At 72.8% G+C, this 15317-nt stretch carries 14 protein-coding genes; 1 reads left to right on the forward strand and 13 read right to left on the reverse strand.

Annotated features, from left to right (window positions below):
• Nucleotides 1–14 precede the first annotated feature (14 nt).
• The 12 genes from ACZ3UD_RS00730 to ACZ3UD_RS00785 all read right to left on the reverse strand — a co-directional run bounded on the left by ACZ3UD_RS00730 (nt 15) and on the right by ACZ3UD_RS00785 (nt 12896).
• Entirely contained in the window at nt 15–875 is an 861-nt protein-coding gene (locus ACZ3UD_RS00730) for a DUF6282 family protein (protein ID WP_465580728.1), read from the reverse strand.
• The gene (locus ACZ3UD_RS00735) at nt 868–2649 is read right to left on the reverse strand and encodes an isocitrate/isopropylmalate family dehydrogenase (RefSeq protein ID WP_465580730.1); all 1782 of its coding nucleotides are present in this window, start codon (nt 2647–2649) and stop codon (nt 868–870) included. Before ACZ3UD_RS00735 ends, ACZ3UD_RS00730 begins: the two co-directional genes overlap by 8 nt.
• Nucleotides 2646–3422 (reverse strand): alpha/beta fold hydrolase, encoded by a 777-nt coding sequence (locus ACZ3UD_RS00740; RefSeq protein WP_465580732.1) that lies wholly within the window; start codon nt 3420–3422, stop codon nt 2646–2648. Before ACZ3UD_RS00740 ends, ACZ3UD_RS00735 begins: the two co-directional genes overlap by 4 nt.
• Entirely contained in the window at nt 3419–4354 is a 936-nt protein-coding gene (locus tag ACZ3UD_RS00745; protein ID WP_465580735.1) for a beta/alpha barrel domain-containing protein, read from the reverse strand. Before ACZ3UD_RS00745 ends, ACZ3UD_RS00740 begins: the two co-directional genes overlap by 4 nt.
• A gap of 32 nt (nt 4355–4386) precedes the next feature.
• Complete coding sequence (locus tag ACZ3UD_RS00750) at nt 4387–5817, reverse strand: FAD-binding protein (protein ID WP_465580737.1); 1431 nt, start codon at nt 5815–5817, stop codon at nt 4387–4389.
• Nucleotides 5818–5929: 112 nt separating this feature from the next.
• Nucleotides 5930–6520 (reverse strand): YciI family protein, encoded by a 591-nt coding sequence (locus ACZ3UD_RS00755; RefSeq protein WP_465580739.1) that lies wholly within the window; start codon nt 6518–6520, stop codon nt 5930–5932.
• Nucleotides 6521–6616: 96 nt separating this feature from the next.
• Complete coding sequence (locus tag ACZ3UD_RS00760; RefSeq protein WP_465580741.1) at nt 6617–7606, reverse strand: NAD(P)H-dependent flavin oxidoreductase; 990 nt, start codon at nt 7604–7606, stop codon at nt 6617–6619.
• Between the two features lie 418 nt (nt 7607–8024).
• Entirely contained in the window at nt 8025–9065 is a 1041-nt protein-coding gene (locus ACZ3UD_RS00765; protein WP_465580743.1) for a LysR family transcriptional regulator, read from the reverse strand.
• Nucleotides 9066–9197: 132 nt separating this feature from the next.
• Nucleotides 9198–9851, reverse strand: coding sequence for a TetR family transcriptional regulator (locus ACZ3UD_RS00770; protein ID WP_465580745.1), 654 nt, complete (start codon nt 9849–9851; stop codon nt 9198–9200).
• A gap of 83 nt (nt 9852–9934) precedes the next feature.
• Complete coding sequence (locus ACZ3UD_RS00775) at nt 9935–10633, reverse strand: HAD family hydrolase (RefSeq protein WP_465580747.1); 699 nt, start codon at nt 10631–10633, stop codon at nt 9935–9937.
• On the reverse strand, nt 10630–11871 hold the full coding sequence (locus ACZ3UD_RS00780; protein WP_465580749.1) for an acyl-CoA dehydrogenase family protein: 1242 nt from the start codon (nt 11869–11871) through the stop codon (nt 10630–10632). The genes ACZ3UD_RS00775 and ACZ3UD_RS00780 overlap by 4 nt, the downstream gene beginning before the upstream one ends.
• A 56-nt stretch (nt 11872–11927) precedes the next feature.
• On the reverse strand, nt 11928–12896 hold the full coding sequence (locus ACZ3UD_RS00785) for a ScbA/BarX family gamma-butyrolactone biosynthesis protein (RefSeq protein WP_465580751.1): 969 nt from the start codon (nt 12894–12896) through the stop codon (nt 11928–11930).
• 234 nt (nt 12897–13130) lie between these two features.
• Between ACZ3UD_RS00785 and ACZ3UD_RS00790 the strand changes: the two genes are divergently transcribed.
• A complete protein-coding gene (locus ACZ3UD_RS00790; RefSeq protein WP_465580753.1) occupies nt 13131–13778 on the forward strand; it encodes a ScbR family autoregulator-binding transcription factor in 648 nt (215 codons plus the stop codon).
• A 166-nt stretch (nt 13779–13944) separates the two neighbouring features.
• On the opposite strand, the gene ACZ3UD_RS00795 is transcribed toward ACZ3UD_RS00790, so the two are convergent.
• Nucleotides 13945–15225 carry an MFS transporter gene (locus ACZ3UD_RS00795; protein WP_465580756.1) on the reverse strand — a complete coding sequence of 427 codons (1281 nt, stop codon included), beginning with the start codon at nt 15223–15225 and terminating at the stop codon, nt 13945–13947.
• Between the last annotated feature and the right edge of the window lie 92 nt (nt 15226–15317).

Here is a 15317-nt window from a genome sequence, read left to right on the forward strand (position 1 = left end):
TGTTGAAGGTCCGTTCACGGCGTCAGCAGGTTCACCGGGTTGGCCCAGGTGATGGCCCGGATCTCCCGATTCGTCAGGCCGGCGGCCCGGAACCACTGCGCGCTCAGGTCCAGCCATTCCTTCACGTCCGGCTGGTCGGGCTGTCCGAGGTCGGAGCTGAACAGCACCCGGGGGTGGGCGTGCACCAGCTCGCTCAGGTGCCCGGCGTCGCGGTGGCCCAGCAACAGGGTCAGCGCGGTGATCTCGACGTACAGGCCGGGCACCTGGGACAGGTCGGTCAGGTTGTCGGGGGTGAAGCCCGACATGGGGTGGGTCGCGTGGGTGAGGAGCAGCCGCGGCAGGTCGAGCCGGACCGCCTCGTCCACGATGCGCAGCACCGCCTCCCGGTCGCTGTGCCCGGTGGCCACCGCGACCGGCAGGTCGCGGGCCGCCCGGAGCACCTCGCGCACGTCCCGGCACAGCCGGCCGTCGTCGTCGAGGACCGGGCGGGTCCGCCACCGTTCGGGGTCGAGCAGGGGATGGAACGGGGTGCGGCGCAGCGGTGAGCAGTGGGTGTGGCCGACCAGGGTGGGCAGGTGGACGACCAGGCGGGCCGGGCTGTCCGGGCCGTGGGCGTAGACCGCCTGCTCCACGGCCCGGGGCCGGACGCCGCCGGCCAGCTCGTTGAGGACGAGGGTGCCGGAGACCGGGAGCCCCTCCTGGCGGGCCTCCCAGGCGCGCGCGGCGGTGGAGCTGAGGTGACTCTTGAGCACCACCCACCCGCCGACGTCCTGGTAGGCCCGGCCCGCGCCGAGGGAGGTGAGGCGGCGGCGGTAGAGGTCGGGGCCGGCGTGGTAGTGGAGGTCCACCACCACGCTCCCCGCCGGGTCACGCATGGGACTGCTGGGCGCCGCCGTCGTCCCAGGGATTGGCGTAGCCGTACCGGCGGCGGGCCTCGTCGAGCCGCAGGCCGGCGTCGACGGCCTCGGCGATGGCGCTTTCGGTCCGCTCGACGCGCTCGGCCCGCTCGGCGACCTCGGCGGCGTGTCCGGCGGGGACCACCAGGGCACCGTTGTCGTCGGCGACGACGATGTCGCCGGGCCGTACGGTGACCCCGCCGATGACGACGTCCCGGCCGGTGGCGGCGAGTTCCACCCGGTTCTTGCCGCTGACCATGGTGGCGCCGGTGCTGAACAGCGGGTACCCGGCGGCGCGGATCTCGGCGATGTCGCGGGCCGAGCCGTGCAGGGCGGTGCCGCGCACGCCGCGGCGCTGGGCCAGCCTGGTCAGCAGCGAGCCCCAGTTGGTGCAGCTGGTGTCGCCGGCGTTGTCGACCACCACGAAGGAGCCCTCGGGCACGTCGTCCAGGTAGTTGGCGGCGTTACGGAAGCCCTCCGCGGTGCTGTCGACGGGCTGGTAGGTGACGGTGAAGGCGCGGCCTGCGGCGCGGGTGCCGGGCACCCGGGGGGCGATGCCGGCCAGCACGCCGCCGACGCCGAGGCTGTCCAGCGCGTCGGAGACGGAGGCGGTGTCGAGGCGGGCGAGCCGGTCCACGATGTCCTCGGGGGACTCGGGGGACTCGTCCGCGGTGAGCTCCTCGGCGACCGCCAGGGCGACCTCGCGGGTGCCGCTGGTGCCGCCCATGTCGTACGTGACGGTGGTGCGCCGCTTGGCGACCGCGCGGACGGCAGCCCGGAGTTCGCCGCCGGGGACGGGCAGGCCCAGGTGGTCGAGCATCTGGGCCACGGTGAGCACCATCGCCATCGGGTTGGCGCGGTTCCGCCCGGCCATGCCGGGGGCGCTGCCGTGCACCGGCTCGAAGTAGCTGCCGTGGTCGCCGATGTTGCCGCTGGGGGCGAGGCCGAGGCCGCCCATGACGCCGGCGCCGAGGTCGGAGAGGATGTCGCCGAACATGTTCTCGGCGACCAGCACGCCGAAGCGCTCGGGCCGGCGGACCAGCCACAGGGCGATCGCGTCGACGTTGAGGATCTCGGTCTCGATCTCCGGGTACTCGCCGGCGATCAGTTCCAGGCGCTCGCGCAGGTGGTTGCTGCTGTGGCGCAGCACGTTGGGCTTGTCGACCAGGGTGAGCCGGTCGTAGCCGTGCGAGCGGGCGTACTCGAAGCCGTAGCGCAGCAGCCGGTCCATGCCGAACCGGGTCTGCAGCCGCAGGGTGACGCTGCTCGAATCCGGGCCGGAGGCCTGGGCGTTGGGGTGGTCGCGGACCACGTTCCAGAGCGCGTCGTCCAGGCCGTGGAAGTCGTAGCCGGCGTACAGGCCCTCGGTGTTCTCGCGGATCACCGTGAAGTCGAAGCGGCCGTCGACCAGGTCGATGACCGGGCGGATGTTGGCGTACAGGCTCAGTCGCTGGCGCAGCTGGATGACCGGGGAGACGAAGGTGAGCCCGGTGCCGCGCAGTTCGGCGGGCAGTTCGGCCTCGGCCTCGCGCAGCGGCTTGCTGGTGATGGCGCCGAGCAGGCAGGTGTCGGTCTCCTCCAGCAGCTTCCAGGTCCGCTGGGGGACCGGGTTGCCCTCCTGGCGCCAGCACTCCCAGCCGATCTCGCCGAAGCGCAGGTCGAGCCGGAGGCCGAGCTTGTCCACGACGTCGAGGGCCGCGGAGGTGACTTCCGGTCCGATGCCGTCGCCGGGGAGTACCGCGACGCTCTTCATGTGCTGAGTCCCTTCTCCCGCAGGAAGGTGCCGACCAGGGCGGACACCTCTGCGGTGCGTTCGAAGTGGGGGCGCATGCCGGCCCCCGGGATGACGTGCACCCGGTGGTGGTCGGCTGCCGCGGTGTGGCGGTGGCCGACCAGCTGGGAGTGACCGCCGACGATCTGCAGCAGCGGGCCGGGGTGGGCGCGCACCGCGTCGGTCAGGTCGATGCCGCACAGCATCCGCATCCCGGCGGCGAGGCGGCGCCCGGCCTGCGGGTCGTGCGGTTCGGGGGTGTCGGCCCCCGGTTCGAAACGGCGGTCGTGCGGCTGGACGCGCCGGTTGAGCAGGGCCAGGGCCTCGCCGGAGCGGCCGGTGGCGGCCAGGTCGGCGATCTCGGTGAGCCTGGCCTCCAGGACGGTGTCGCTGCGGGCCGGGCCCGAGACGAGCAGCGCCGCGGTGTGCGGGGCGAGGCCGGGGAGCAGGGCCTGGGCCACCGCTCCGCCGAGGGCGTTCCCGCAGAGCAGGTCCACCGGGCCGTACCGGGTGAGGAGTCGGCGCCAGCGGGCGGCGAGGGCGGCCAGCGAGTCGATCTCCTCGTCCCAGGCGGAGAGGGTGTCCACCACCGTCACCCGCAGGCCGGCCTCGGCCAGCGCCCGGGTGACGGGGGTGAAGAAGGCTCCGCCGTCCCAGCGGGGGGTGACGGGGGCGAGGACGAGGGCGTGTGCCGCGCCGGCGGCGGTCTCCGGTCCGAAGACCGCCGCCGGCACAGTGCGTCCGGTGGTGGTCACCGGACGGTGGCGAGGGTGCGCGCGGTGGCGATGCCCTCGTGGTGGCTGCCGCCCACCACGTCCTTGCGGTGCTCGACCGGCAGGTCGTAGCGGCCCAGGACCAGGTCCGGCAGCGGGAGGGAGGGGGTGCCCTCCGGGACGGTGGCGAGCAGCAGCTCCGCCAACTCCAGGGCGTGGCCCAGGTGGAGGCGGGCGGAGGCCTCGGCGTCGGTGCGGTCGAGGTGCGCCAGCCACTGCTCGGCGATCAGGTTGCCCGGGCCCTTGCCCATGCCCTGGATCGAGGAGTCCATCCAGGTGGCGCCGGCGGCGACCGCGCTGATCGCGTTGGACAGGGCGAGGCCCAGGTTGTTGTGGGCGTGCAGGCCGACCGGGCCGCCGGTGACCGACTTGGTCAGGGTGGTGAGGTCGGTGGTGTCCACCGGGGAGAGGCTGCCGTTGGAGTCGGCCAGGTAGACGAACTCCGCGCCGGCGTCGGTGGCGGCGGTGGCCACCTCGACGATGCCGCGGCCCGACCACTGGCTTATTCGGGCGAAGTTGACGCCGACGGTGTACCCGATCTCCTTGGCCTGGCGTATGTACTCCAGGCCCTTCTCGTAGCCCTTGGACGGCAGGATGATGCGGACCAGGCGGGCGCCGGCGGCGTACATCGCGGGCAGGTCCTGCTCGGTGATGTTCTTCGGGTGCAGGATCATCGCGACCCGGTCCGGGCCGACCTCCTGGGCGACGGCGGCGATGAACTCGTCGTCGCCGCGGCCGGTGAGCCCGAGGTTCGGGATCGGCACCAGCGAGCCCTTGCGGTAGGCGATCTCGACCCAGTCGAAGCCCGCCTCGACGCTGAGCTTGGCGTGCCTCAGCGCGTATTCCAGGGGGAAGTTGAAGCCGTTGCGGTAACCGCCGTCACGGAGGGTGACGTCGATGTTGACGATGCTCACGGTTCCTCCAGGTGCAGTGGATTGGGGGTGGATCAGGCCTGCTGGGCGGCGGCGTGGTGCGCGGCGAGCCGGCCGAAGATCAGCGAGCGCAGGACCGAGGTCGCCGGCGGGTAGGCGTGGTAGAAGAGGCCGGTGGCCTCGCCCGCCGCGTACAGGCCGGGGATGGCGGTGCCGGAGGGGGTGACGACCCGGCCGTCCATGTCGGTGCGGATGCCGCCGTAGGTGAAGCAGATGGCGGAGGTCACCGGGACGCCGATGAACGGCGCGGTGTCCAGCGGGGTGGCCCAGTTGGACTTCTTCGGCTCGATGCCGACGGTGGCCTTGCCGTCCATCCGGGTCGGGTCGAACTCGCCGGGGCCGACGGCCGCGTTGAACTCGGCGACGGTCTTCTCCAGCGCCTCGGCGTCGATGCCGAGCTTGCCGGCCAGCTCCTCCAGGCTGTCGGCCTGCTCCGGCGGCACGTCGCTGAGCAGCGAGGTCATGATGCCGGGGATGGCCAGCGTCTTGGCGTCGGCGATCCAGTACGCCTCCTGGTCCTGGTTCTTCCAGATCTCGTAGCCGACGTGCTCGAAGGTGTTGTCCCAGGTGTCGCGGCCCTCGTCGAAGAAGCGCTCCATCTTGCGGTTGACGAAGATGCCGGTGGCGAAGCCGTACAGGACCGAGTCGGCCTTGTTGGTACGGGTGTCGACGGGCTCGGCGTGGATGCCGTCGAACTGGCCGGCGGTGTCGGCGCCCAGCTCCAGGGCCATCCGCAGCGCGTCGCCGCGGTTGTTGGTGATGCCGGGGGCGATCAGCGGCAGGTCACAGGCCTTCTCGCCGACGTAGCGGGTGAGCATCTCCGGGTTGCCCTGGAAGCCGCCGCAGGCCAGTACGACGGCGCGGCCGGTGAGCCGCTGGGTGCGGCCGTCGGTGCCGCGGACCAGGACGCCGTCGACGGTGCCGTCCTCGGTGATGGTCAGGCGCAGCGCCTCGGTCCGGTAACGGATGTCGACGCGCGGGTCGTTCTCCAGGGCGGAGCCCAGGTGCTCGACGATCGAGGCGCCACCGCCGCGGGGGCTGGCCGGCTTGGCCATGGACGGCTGGCCGGCGGCGAAGGTGTGCGGCAGCGGGAAGTGCTCGAAGGCGATCTCGACGCCGTGCTTCTCGACGAACTCCAGGGTCTGCTTGGTCTCGCGCTCGACGGTGCGGCAGTACTCGATGTCGGCGAGGCCGCCGGAGACCCGGCTGACGTGCTCGGCCCAGTCGGTGTCCAGCTGCTTGTCCTCGTTGATCCGCAGGAACGCGCCGGTCCAGCGGGTGGCGCCGCCGCGCTCCTCCTCGCTGGAGCGCTCCAGGATCGCGATCTTCGCCGGGGTCTCGCGGCCCTCGGTGGCCTCGGCGTAGGACAGCGCGGCGGACAGGCCGGCGGCGCCGAAGCCGATGACGATGAGGTCGTACTGGGCCTTGGTGTTCGCGTCGGACATGTGCTTCTCCTCCAAGTGGGGTGGAAGGTTCGGGATTTGCTGGGGGGTTCCTGCGGGGTCCTCGCGGCTCGCCTGAGGGTTCTCCCGGGAGTCCGCGCGGGCTGGTACGGGGTCAGCGGTTGGGCGTGATGACCCGACTGGTGCGGTAGAGCCGGAACTTGGCGCCGGTGGTGGTCTCGGCGAAGGCCTGGTAGCGGCGCATGAACTCCTCGTCCTGGAAGATCGCGTCGAACTCCGCCTGGCTCGACCAGGCCGCGAAGTTGACCATGGCGTCGCCGTCGACGCTGGTCAGCAGGCGGGAGCCGCGGAAGCCGTCGGCGGTGGCGGCGACGTGGTCGACGGCCGAGGCGAGCGCGTCCACGCTGGCGGCCGCGTCGTCGGTGGTGGCCACGTTGATCAGCAGGACGCCGTCGTCCTGCACCGGGGAGGTGATCACGCCGGGGCTCGCGTTGCGGCCCTCGAAGGAGAGCTGGGCGTAGGAGGCGATGCCCAGCTTGTGCCAGGGGTCGCTCTCGATGAGCTCGCGCACCTGGATGTCGTCGAGGTCGGCGGTGATGATGACGGCGCCGCCGTCGGGGCGGGGGCCGCTGAGCAGGATGCGGCCCTGGTCGCCGTGCTCGCGCAGCCAGGCCTTGTGCTCGGCCATGTGGGCGAGGACGGTCTCACGCGGGGTCAGGTAGGTGAGGGTCAGTACGTGGATCAACGGGTTCTCCGGGTTGTGTGGACGGATCCGGTGGTTGGGGGTGTGGGGGAGGTGCCGGGTGCGGGCCCGGCGGGGGTACGGGGGAGGGCGGCGGGCTCAGGCGGTGGGGGCGCCGAGGTGCCGGGAGAGCCCGGAGAGGATCCGCTCCGCGTCGGCCACGACGCCGTGGACGACCTGGGCGGCGGGCTGGATGTCCTGGATCTGGTCGAGGTTCTCGCCGACGAGCATGGCGCGCTGGGTGGTGTCGTCGCGGGCAACGGCGGCGTTCCACGCGGGCTCGATCTCGCCCCGGCGGGAGGCCAGTTCGGCGTCCCGGCCGGTCCAGGTGCGGGTGAAGTCGTTGACGACGGCGCGGGCGGTGTAGACCTGGTCCCACGGGATGCCGCGCACGACGTCGAAGGAACGGGTGTTGACGGTGTCCGCGGTGCTCGCGGAGACCAGGTGGGACCTGAAGCCGGGGGAGGCCATCGACTCCTCGGTCGCGGCGAAGCGGGTGCCCATCATCACGCCGTCGGCGCCGAGCGCGAGGGCCGCCGCGAGGCCGCGGCCGTCCGCGAAGCCGCCCGCCGCGACCACCGGCACCCGGCCCCGGGTGACGTCCAGGACGGCCGGGATCAGGGGCAGGGTGGCGCGGGAGGCGTGGTGGCCGCCGGCCTCGGCGCCCTGGGCGACGATCACATGGGCCCCGGCCCGCAGGGCGATGGCGGCCTGGGCGGGGTCGTGCACCTGGACGACGACCTTGGAGCCGGCCTCGGTCGCGGAGGCCACGTACTTCTGCACCTGGGTGGCGCTGCCGAAGGAGAGCTCGACGACCGGCGGGGCGTAGCCGAGCACCTTGTCCCACAGGCCGGGCCGCTCGTCGAAGGTGAACATGACGCACCCGACGCCCCAGACGCCGCCGGTCTCGGCGGCCTGCGGCAGGTGTTCGTCGATGAACGCCGGGTCGCCGTAGCTGACGCCGACGAGGCCGAGGCCGCCCGCCGCCGTCACGGCGCCGGCGAGTCGGCCGCCGGTCACTCCGCCCATCGGGGCGCAGACGACCGGGTGGTCGATGCCGAGCAGTTCCGTCAGCTTGGTCGAGATCACGATGCTCCCTTGGTCCGGTTCGTTTGTCTGGCCCGGCCCGACGGGCCGAGGAGGACGGGTGGCGCGGCGAATTCGACGCTGAATTCCGCGCGGCGGGGGGGCGGGGTATTCCACGGATCGGAACCGTTTCGGAAGGGGGCCCGCGTTGTACTGAGCTGTACTGAGCTGCTTCGTACTGGGCTTCATTGCCCGGTACTGCTCGGTGCTGCGCTCTGGTGAGGACATTAGCCGGGGGATTCGAACGGCGTCCAAGACGTAAACCGTGTGACCGCCATAAGGCGGTGCTATACCGGCTGGACAGCGGGGGGTTGACGGAAACGCGAAAAGGCGTGTGATCCGGGTAGGGGGAGACCCGGATCACACGCCGGCCAAGGGGCCGGTCCGGCGCGGTGCGCGCGCCGGACCGGCGGGGGGGGGATTACTCGGCGAGGAACAGCCAGCCGCGCTCGGCGGACACCTCCTGCAGGACGCGCGCGGTGTGGCTGCCCCGCACTGCGGTGACGGCGAGGCGCTCGCGCGGCGGTCTGGGGGTCGGCAGTGGCCGCCACACCAGGTGCGGCTCGCGCTCCACGGCGCGCCGCGGGCGCAGGGCGACCAGGTCCGCGGTGGTGCGCAGGGCGTGCAGGAATAGCGCGGGCTGGTCCTGGTCGGCCGGGTGCAGCACGGTGTTCCAGCCGAGCCGGGCCAGGTGCGCGGGTACGGACTCGGCGAACCCGGGCGCGCAGCCCTCGTCGTACCAGAGCAGGCGCTGCCGGGAGAGGTCCCGCAGGGTCAGCTCGGGCCGGGTGGCGAGTGGGTGCTCGCGGGCCATGACGACGCCGAGCGGCTCGTCCCGGACCACGGCGCAGACCACGTGCGGCACCGGGATGGGCAGGCGCACGATGCCGAAGGAGATCTCGCCGTGCCGCAGCAGCTCGCCCTGGTCGGCGGCGTCCACCGAGCGCATCCGCAGCTTCGCGCCGGGCTGGTGGGCGGCCTGGTGGCCGTTGTGGATACGGCGCCCGGAAAGGCCGTTCTGGACCTCGATCAGGACCTCGGCCGGAACTCCGCCGCACACCCCGACGGGCCACACCTGCGGCGCCGGGGCGACGGCGGCGATGGCCGAGCGGAGCTGGCCGGGAATTCCCTGGATTTCCCGGAGGAATGCCCGGCCGCCGGCGGTCAGTTCAACACCGCGGGAACTTCGGATGAACAGCGCCGCACCGATTCTCTGTTCCAGCCGTCGAATTTGCTGGCTGAGGCTCGGCTGGGAAATCCGGAGTTCCTGGGCGGCGGCCGAGACGGTGCCGGCGCGGACCACGGTCAGGAAATACCGAAGGTGTCGCATGTCGAAATCGTCGACGTCCCGGGCGTCGGCCATCGCGCGGAGCAGGACGTCGTCGGCCGGATCCGGTCCGGGTGCGTCGGGGCCCACGTGTGCCGAGGTGCGTCGGCCCGTCCACTCGTCCAGCACGCTCATCCGCTTCCTCCAAAGCGTCGTACCAAGCGGTGTCGCCCCTGCCCCGCGCAGGGGTTGTGCGCCTGGTGGGCCCCGAGCGGGTCGGGGCCCACGGTGCAGCATGACACAAGAATTCGTTCCAGAAGGTATTTTTTACGGGCCGGAAACAGGGCCCGAGGCGGGGCCTGTCTCCGAACCGTCCTCCGGGCATGCGGAGTCCAGCCCTCCCTTCCCGGTCAGCGCCGTGAACAGCAGGCGCCACAGCGGCTGCCCGCCGGGTGCGCCCGCGATCTCGGCGCACCCGGCGGGAGCGTTCAGCAGCCCGTACATCACGATCATCAGCAGGGCGGCGACGAGCTGCGGCGAGTAGCCGGGGAAGCCATTGCCGCGTTGGGCTCGGCGGACCAGTTCCGTCAGGGCGTTGTGTATATCGACGAGGACGCCGGAGAGCGACTGTGCCAGGTTCGGGCATTCGGCGGCGAGCCGGAGCGCGGCCCGCAGCCGCACGTCCGACTGCAGCCGGCCGGCGAAACCCACCACGACGCGTTCGAGGACGGCCCCCGGGTCGGTGCCCGGGGCGTCGTGCTCGGCCCGCAGACTCGCCCAGGTGTGCCGGGACTCGTTGATCAGAGCCCCGGCCAGCGACCTCTTCGAGGGGAAGTGCCCGTACAGCGCGCCCTTGGTCATCCCGATGCGCTCGGCCACCGCGTTCAGCGTGGTGCTGCTGTAGCCCTGCCCGGCGAAGACCTCGGCCGCAGCCGTCAGAACCTTCTCCCGTGTGCGTCGCGCCCGTTCCTGTTTCGCCACGTTCGTACCCTCCATGATGAGCGAGAGCACATACATACCATCGGGACGGAATGTTGTCTCAACCTTCCGGTCCGCCGAGCTGATCATGCGTGTCCCGCCTCCAACGGGCCCCGGCGGGCCGGGGTCACCGGCCAGCCGGAGCGTTCCGCTTCCTCGTTCAGCAGCGGGGAGTCCCCCACCACCACCGGCCGCCCCACCGCGCGCAGCAGGGCGAGATCGCTCTCGTGGTCCCCGTACGCGAAGCAGTCGGCCGGGTCGGCGCCGTGCTCGCGCATCAGCCGGACCGCGGCCTCGGCCTTGGCCTGCCCGATCATCGGACGCAGCACCTCGCCGGTCAACACTCCGTCGGCGTCCGCCAGTAGCTCGGTGCAGACCAGGGCCGCGCCCAACTCCTCGGCCAGCGCGGCGAGGAGAGGGCGCATCGAGCCCGAGACCAGCACGACCGCGCGGCCCGCGGCCCGGTGTTCGGCGACGGCGGCGAGGGCGGGCAGCACGAAGGCCGAAGCGCCGCGGCGGTACTCCTCGTACCAGCTCCGCCCGGCCGCCTCCAGCTCGGCCAGCGGTACGCCCGCGTAGCGCCGGTAGTACCGGCGGTTCAGCGCCTCCCGGTCGGGGGTCGCCGCGACCTCGGACGACAGGTCCGGGAGGCCGGCGGCGACCCGGCCGGGGTGCCGGCCCTGCCAGTACCGCCAGAACGCGACCGGGCTCTTCTCGGCGATCACGGTCTCGTCCACGTCGAAGAAGGCGAGCGCGGGGCGTACCCGCGGAGCCGGTGCCGTCACCGCCCGTCCCGGCTCGCCAGGGCCGCTTCCGCGTACGCCCCGGCCGCCGTTTCGAGGTCCAGGGCGCCGTGCCCGGCGGCAGTCGTGACGTCCCGCCAGGCGCGCTGCACCCGGCTGTCCGAGGACTGGCCGCGCATGCCCGAGGCGTGGAAGAGCTCGTCCACCGCCTCCCGGCACATCGCGGCCGCGGTGGCCGCGTCCCGGCGGTTCTCGGCCACCGAGAGCGGGGTGACCGCGCCGCGGTCCGCACGGTCGGCGGCGCACTCCAGCAGCAAGCCCGCCGCGTGGATCCGCGTGGATGTGGCGGCCAGTAGCAGGCTCCGGCCGGGCTTGCCCGGCGCGGTCGGCCCGCATTCGTCCGTCCAGGCTCGCAGCGCCGCCCGGGCCGCCCCGAGCACCGGCGCCGCGAAGATCAGCCCGGCGACCATCGGGTAGGGGACCCGGTGGCAGCGCGCCGCGTCGGGCAGCGGGCTCAGCAGCGCGCTCAGGGTGAACGAGCGGTGCTCGGGGACGACGATGCCGTCGCCCGCCACGCTGTTGCTGCCGCTGCCCCGCAGGCCGACCGGGTCCCAGGTGTCGAGGACGGTCAGCTCGGCGCGCGGCACGGCGAAGATCCGGTGCTCCCGGAGACCGTCCGGCCCCAAGGTCCAGGAGGCCAGCAGCACCCACTCCGCGTGGTCGACCCCGCTGGCCGTGCGCCACTCGCCGTCCAGCCGCCAGCCGCCGGCCACCTCGGTGGCACGGCCCTGCGGCGGGACGATCGAGGCGGCGATCCGGACGTCCGGGCCCTGCGCCCACAGGTCGCGCTGCCCCTGCTCCGGCAGGTAGGCGGCGAGCCGGCCGTGCGCCGCGAACAGCGCGGCGCACCAGCCGGTGGCGGCGCAGGCCTGCGCGACGGTCGAGGCGTCGGCGAGCAGCCCGGCGAAGCTCCCGGCCGTGCCGCCCCACCGGGACGGGACGAAGTGGCGCGGGAAGCCCGCGTCGACCAGGGCGGCGGCGACCTGCGGGGTGAGCCCGCGCTGCTCCTCGGCGGTGGGGGCGTCGTGCAGCGCGAGCTTGGTGAGCAGGCTGAACGCCGCCCGGGGGCCGGTGGTGTTCCGGCCGTCCAGCGATTCGGCGGCGGCCGGCAGGTCGGTGGTCAGCGGGGTGGTCAGGTCGGTGGCCCCTTGGGTCGCCCGGGAGGTGGTCCGGGGGGTGGTCAGGTCGGTGAGCGCATGGACGGCCCCTTGGGCGGCCACTCGGGTCGCCGGGCGAGTGGCCCGGGAAGTGGCCCGGGAAGTGGTCCCGAGGGTGGTCAGCACGCCGCCCCCAGGAGGGTGCGGGCGGGCTCGGCCACGCCGCAGCGGACCGTGGCGTGGGCGAGTTCCCGCTCGCCCTGGTGGGCGCGCAGGGTGAAGACGCCGCGGCCGAGGCCGGTCGGCTCGGCGGTGATCGCCACGGGCGCGTCCAGCTCGCCGAAGGCCGTGAACCTCACCGTGAGCAGTGTCACGCCGCTCGCGCCCGGCCGTCGGTCCGCTGCGGCGACCCGGCCGGCCTGCCGGAACGCCTCGACCAGCGCCATGCCCGGCACGTGGTCGGACTCGTGGTCGAACAGCACCGGGTGGTCCGGGTCCAGTCGCAGCCACCAGGCGTTGGCCCGCATCGGGTCGGCGGCGATCAGCACGTCCCGCTCGGCGAACTGGCCGACGGTGGCCGGCGACAGCGGGATCCGGGGCGGCTCGGGCAGCGGCGACAGCAGGGGCTCGCCGCCGCCACGCCGGCGCAGCATGGCGTAGCGGCTGGGCTCCATCGGCTCCCAGTGCAGCCGGGTTCTACCGATCACGCGGTGGCGGACCAGGACGTCGGCCTCCAGCTCCAGGCGCAGGCGCCGGGCGCCCTCGGCGGGGCCGCGGCAGATGACGTCGAGCCCGACGGAGAGGTGCTCCGGCCCCACCGGGGGGAGCGTTCCGGCCAGGTCGACGGAGGCCTCGCTCAGCACGAACGGCATGCCGTACGGGATGTCGAGGAAGCGGTGGGACAGGTGGATGGCGGTCTGGCGGGTGGTCTCCGCCAGCATCACCGGGTCGGCCGCGGGGCCGCCGTGGTGGGCGAGGTAGTGGTCGCGGTCCCAGCGGGCGGCGACCGCGAATCGGTCGGGGCCGAGCCGCTGCACGTCCGTGAGCAGGACTTCCGCGTCGGCCGCCTTGTGGACGGACGTCCGCGGGACGCGGCGCTCGAACTCCATGGTCTTCCAGTGGTGCTCCGGCCCCGGACGGCCGGTCATCAGTTCAAGTCCAGGCATGACATGCATGTGCAGATCCCCCTCCTGGCTCGCCGTGCCAGCCCATGCGCCGGTATCGTCCCGACGCGGCACGTGGCGACGCCGAGAAATATACCTTCAGGAAGGAATCTTGAGGGGTAAGTTTTTTGTCATCGAACACGACCGAACACGATCGACCCGCGACACCCTGTCCACCCGACACGGCGCCCTGCCGACCGACGACGGAGAATTCCCTACATGCCGGAGCCGCAAGCCATCGCCTTCGCCCCACCCAAAACCCCAGTTCGGAGGGGTTCCGACCCCAAACAGGAGCGTTCTGCCAGGACCCGGCAGCGGGTCCTGATGGGGGCCGCCGAGCTGTTCACCGAGCGGGGCTTCCGCCAGACATCGGTCAAGGACGTCGCCGACCGGGTCGAGATGACCAAGGGCGCCGTGTACTTCCACTACCCGACCAAGGAAGCCCTGGCCGTGGCGATCGTGGAGGAGCACTACGCACGTTGGCCGAAACTGCTCGATGAGGTCGCCCGGGAGGAGGTCGGCCCGCTGGAGACCGCCGCCCGGATGCTGGACCGGGCGGCCGTCGCGTTCCAGGACGACGTGATCGTCCAGGCCGGCGCCCGGCTGCAGATCGAACGGCCGCAGATCGACGCCGAGTTGCCCACCCCGTACGTGGACTGGGTCTCCCTGCTGGAGTCGCTGCTGACCTCCGCCCAGGAGACGGGCGAGCTGCGCGCCGACGTCGTGCCGGGGCACGCGGCGCGCTCGCTGGTGTCCGCGTTCTTCGGTTCGCAGCATGTCTCCGACGTTCTCAGTGGACGGGCCGACGTGGTAGCGCGTTGGCGGGATCTGAGCGGTCTCTTGTTCCGGGCTTTGCGGACGGAGTGAGCCGGCTCCGCCCGCAAAGCCCCTCTGCCGTGAACGGCGGACGTCCGCCCACCGTGGACGCGGTGGGCGTCCGTCGGCCGGAAACGGCAGACGCCCGGGGGACGGTGCACGGCTGGGCAGCCGGTGCACCGTCCCCCGGGAGGGCGTGCTGTCTCGTACGGGCCGGTCAGGCCGGGTCGGTCACGTTGCGCTTGGTGGACAGGACCACCTGGCCGCCGATCACCGCGATGGCGGTCAGCACGGCGCCGAAGATCGTGGCGCCGTTGGTCAGGCCCACCGCGTCGCTGAGGTAGCCGGCCGAGACGGGCAGGATGCCGGCCGGGATGTAACCGCCCACGTTGAGGGCGGCGTTGGCCTCGGCGAGCCGCTGCGGCGCGACGGTGGAGTTGAGCAGCGACAGGCCGCCGAGCTGGCCCATGCCCTGGCCGGCGCCGGCCAGCAGCGCGGCGATGACGAGGACCGCGACCGCCTCGGAGTGCACGGCGATGATCAGCGCGACCATGCTCAGCATGGTGCTCACCGCGCCGGCCGTCAGGATGGTGCGGCGGCGCAGCTTCTGGACGGCGAACTGCACGCCGGTGGCGGCGAGGAACATCACGAAGGCCATGGCGCCGGCGACGATCCGGTTGGTGGTGCCGAGCAGGCCGGAGAGCAGCGACGGGCCGAGCGAGAGCACGAACGAGGTGGCGGTGATGCCGGGGGCGAAGACCGCGATGCCGAGGGCGAGCTGACGGCCGTTGCCGCTGGGGACACCGGGCACCCGGATCCAGGCGCCCTTGCCGCGGTTCTCGGGGCGGCGCACCGGCATCCGCAGGACGACCAGGACGGCGCTGGCCAGGACCACGGCCTCGACGATGAACACGGTGACCGTCGGCCCGGGGGCCAGCTCGGAGAGCACACCGGCGAGCAGCGGGCCGAGGCCGGCGCCGAAGACCATCGCGCAGGAGGCGAGCAGGGCGGCGATCCGCTTGCGCTCGGGCCCGGCGACGTCGGTGACCGCGGCCATGCCGGCCGAGACGACCGCGCCGACCGCGATGCCGGTGAACAGTCGCGCCACGATCAGCGCGGCGACGCTGGTGGCCGTTCCGAAGATCAGGCAGGCGGCGAGTCCGAGTGCCAGTGCCGGGAGCAGGACGGGCTTGCGGCCGACCCGGTCCGAGACCACGCCGGAGACCAGCAGCGAGCCGATCAGGCCGACGATGTAGAACGCGAACACCACGGTCAGGGTGCCCTTGGAGAAGCCGATGTCGTGCTGCCACAGCACGTACAGCGGCGTGGCCGCGTTCGAGAGGACGAAGACGGCGGTGACCGGCCAGGCGGCCAGCCACACCCACCACAGCGGGGCAGCGGGCTTGGCAGTGGCGGCGGGGGTGGCGGTGGTGGCGGCCTTGGCGGTGCGCTGCACCTCCTCGACGGCCTGGACGGGTGCGGTCCTGGTCTCGGACATGACGGTTCCTCCCGGTCTGACTGTTGGCTCTCCAGCAGTACGAGTCGAGTCGAACTTAGCATGCAGTACGATGAAAGTCGTACAGCATAGGA

The organism is Kitasatospora sp. NPDC023118 (genome assembly GCF_055560875.1).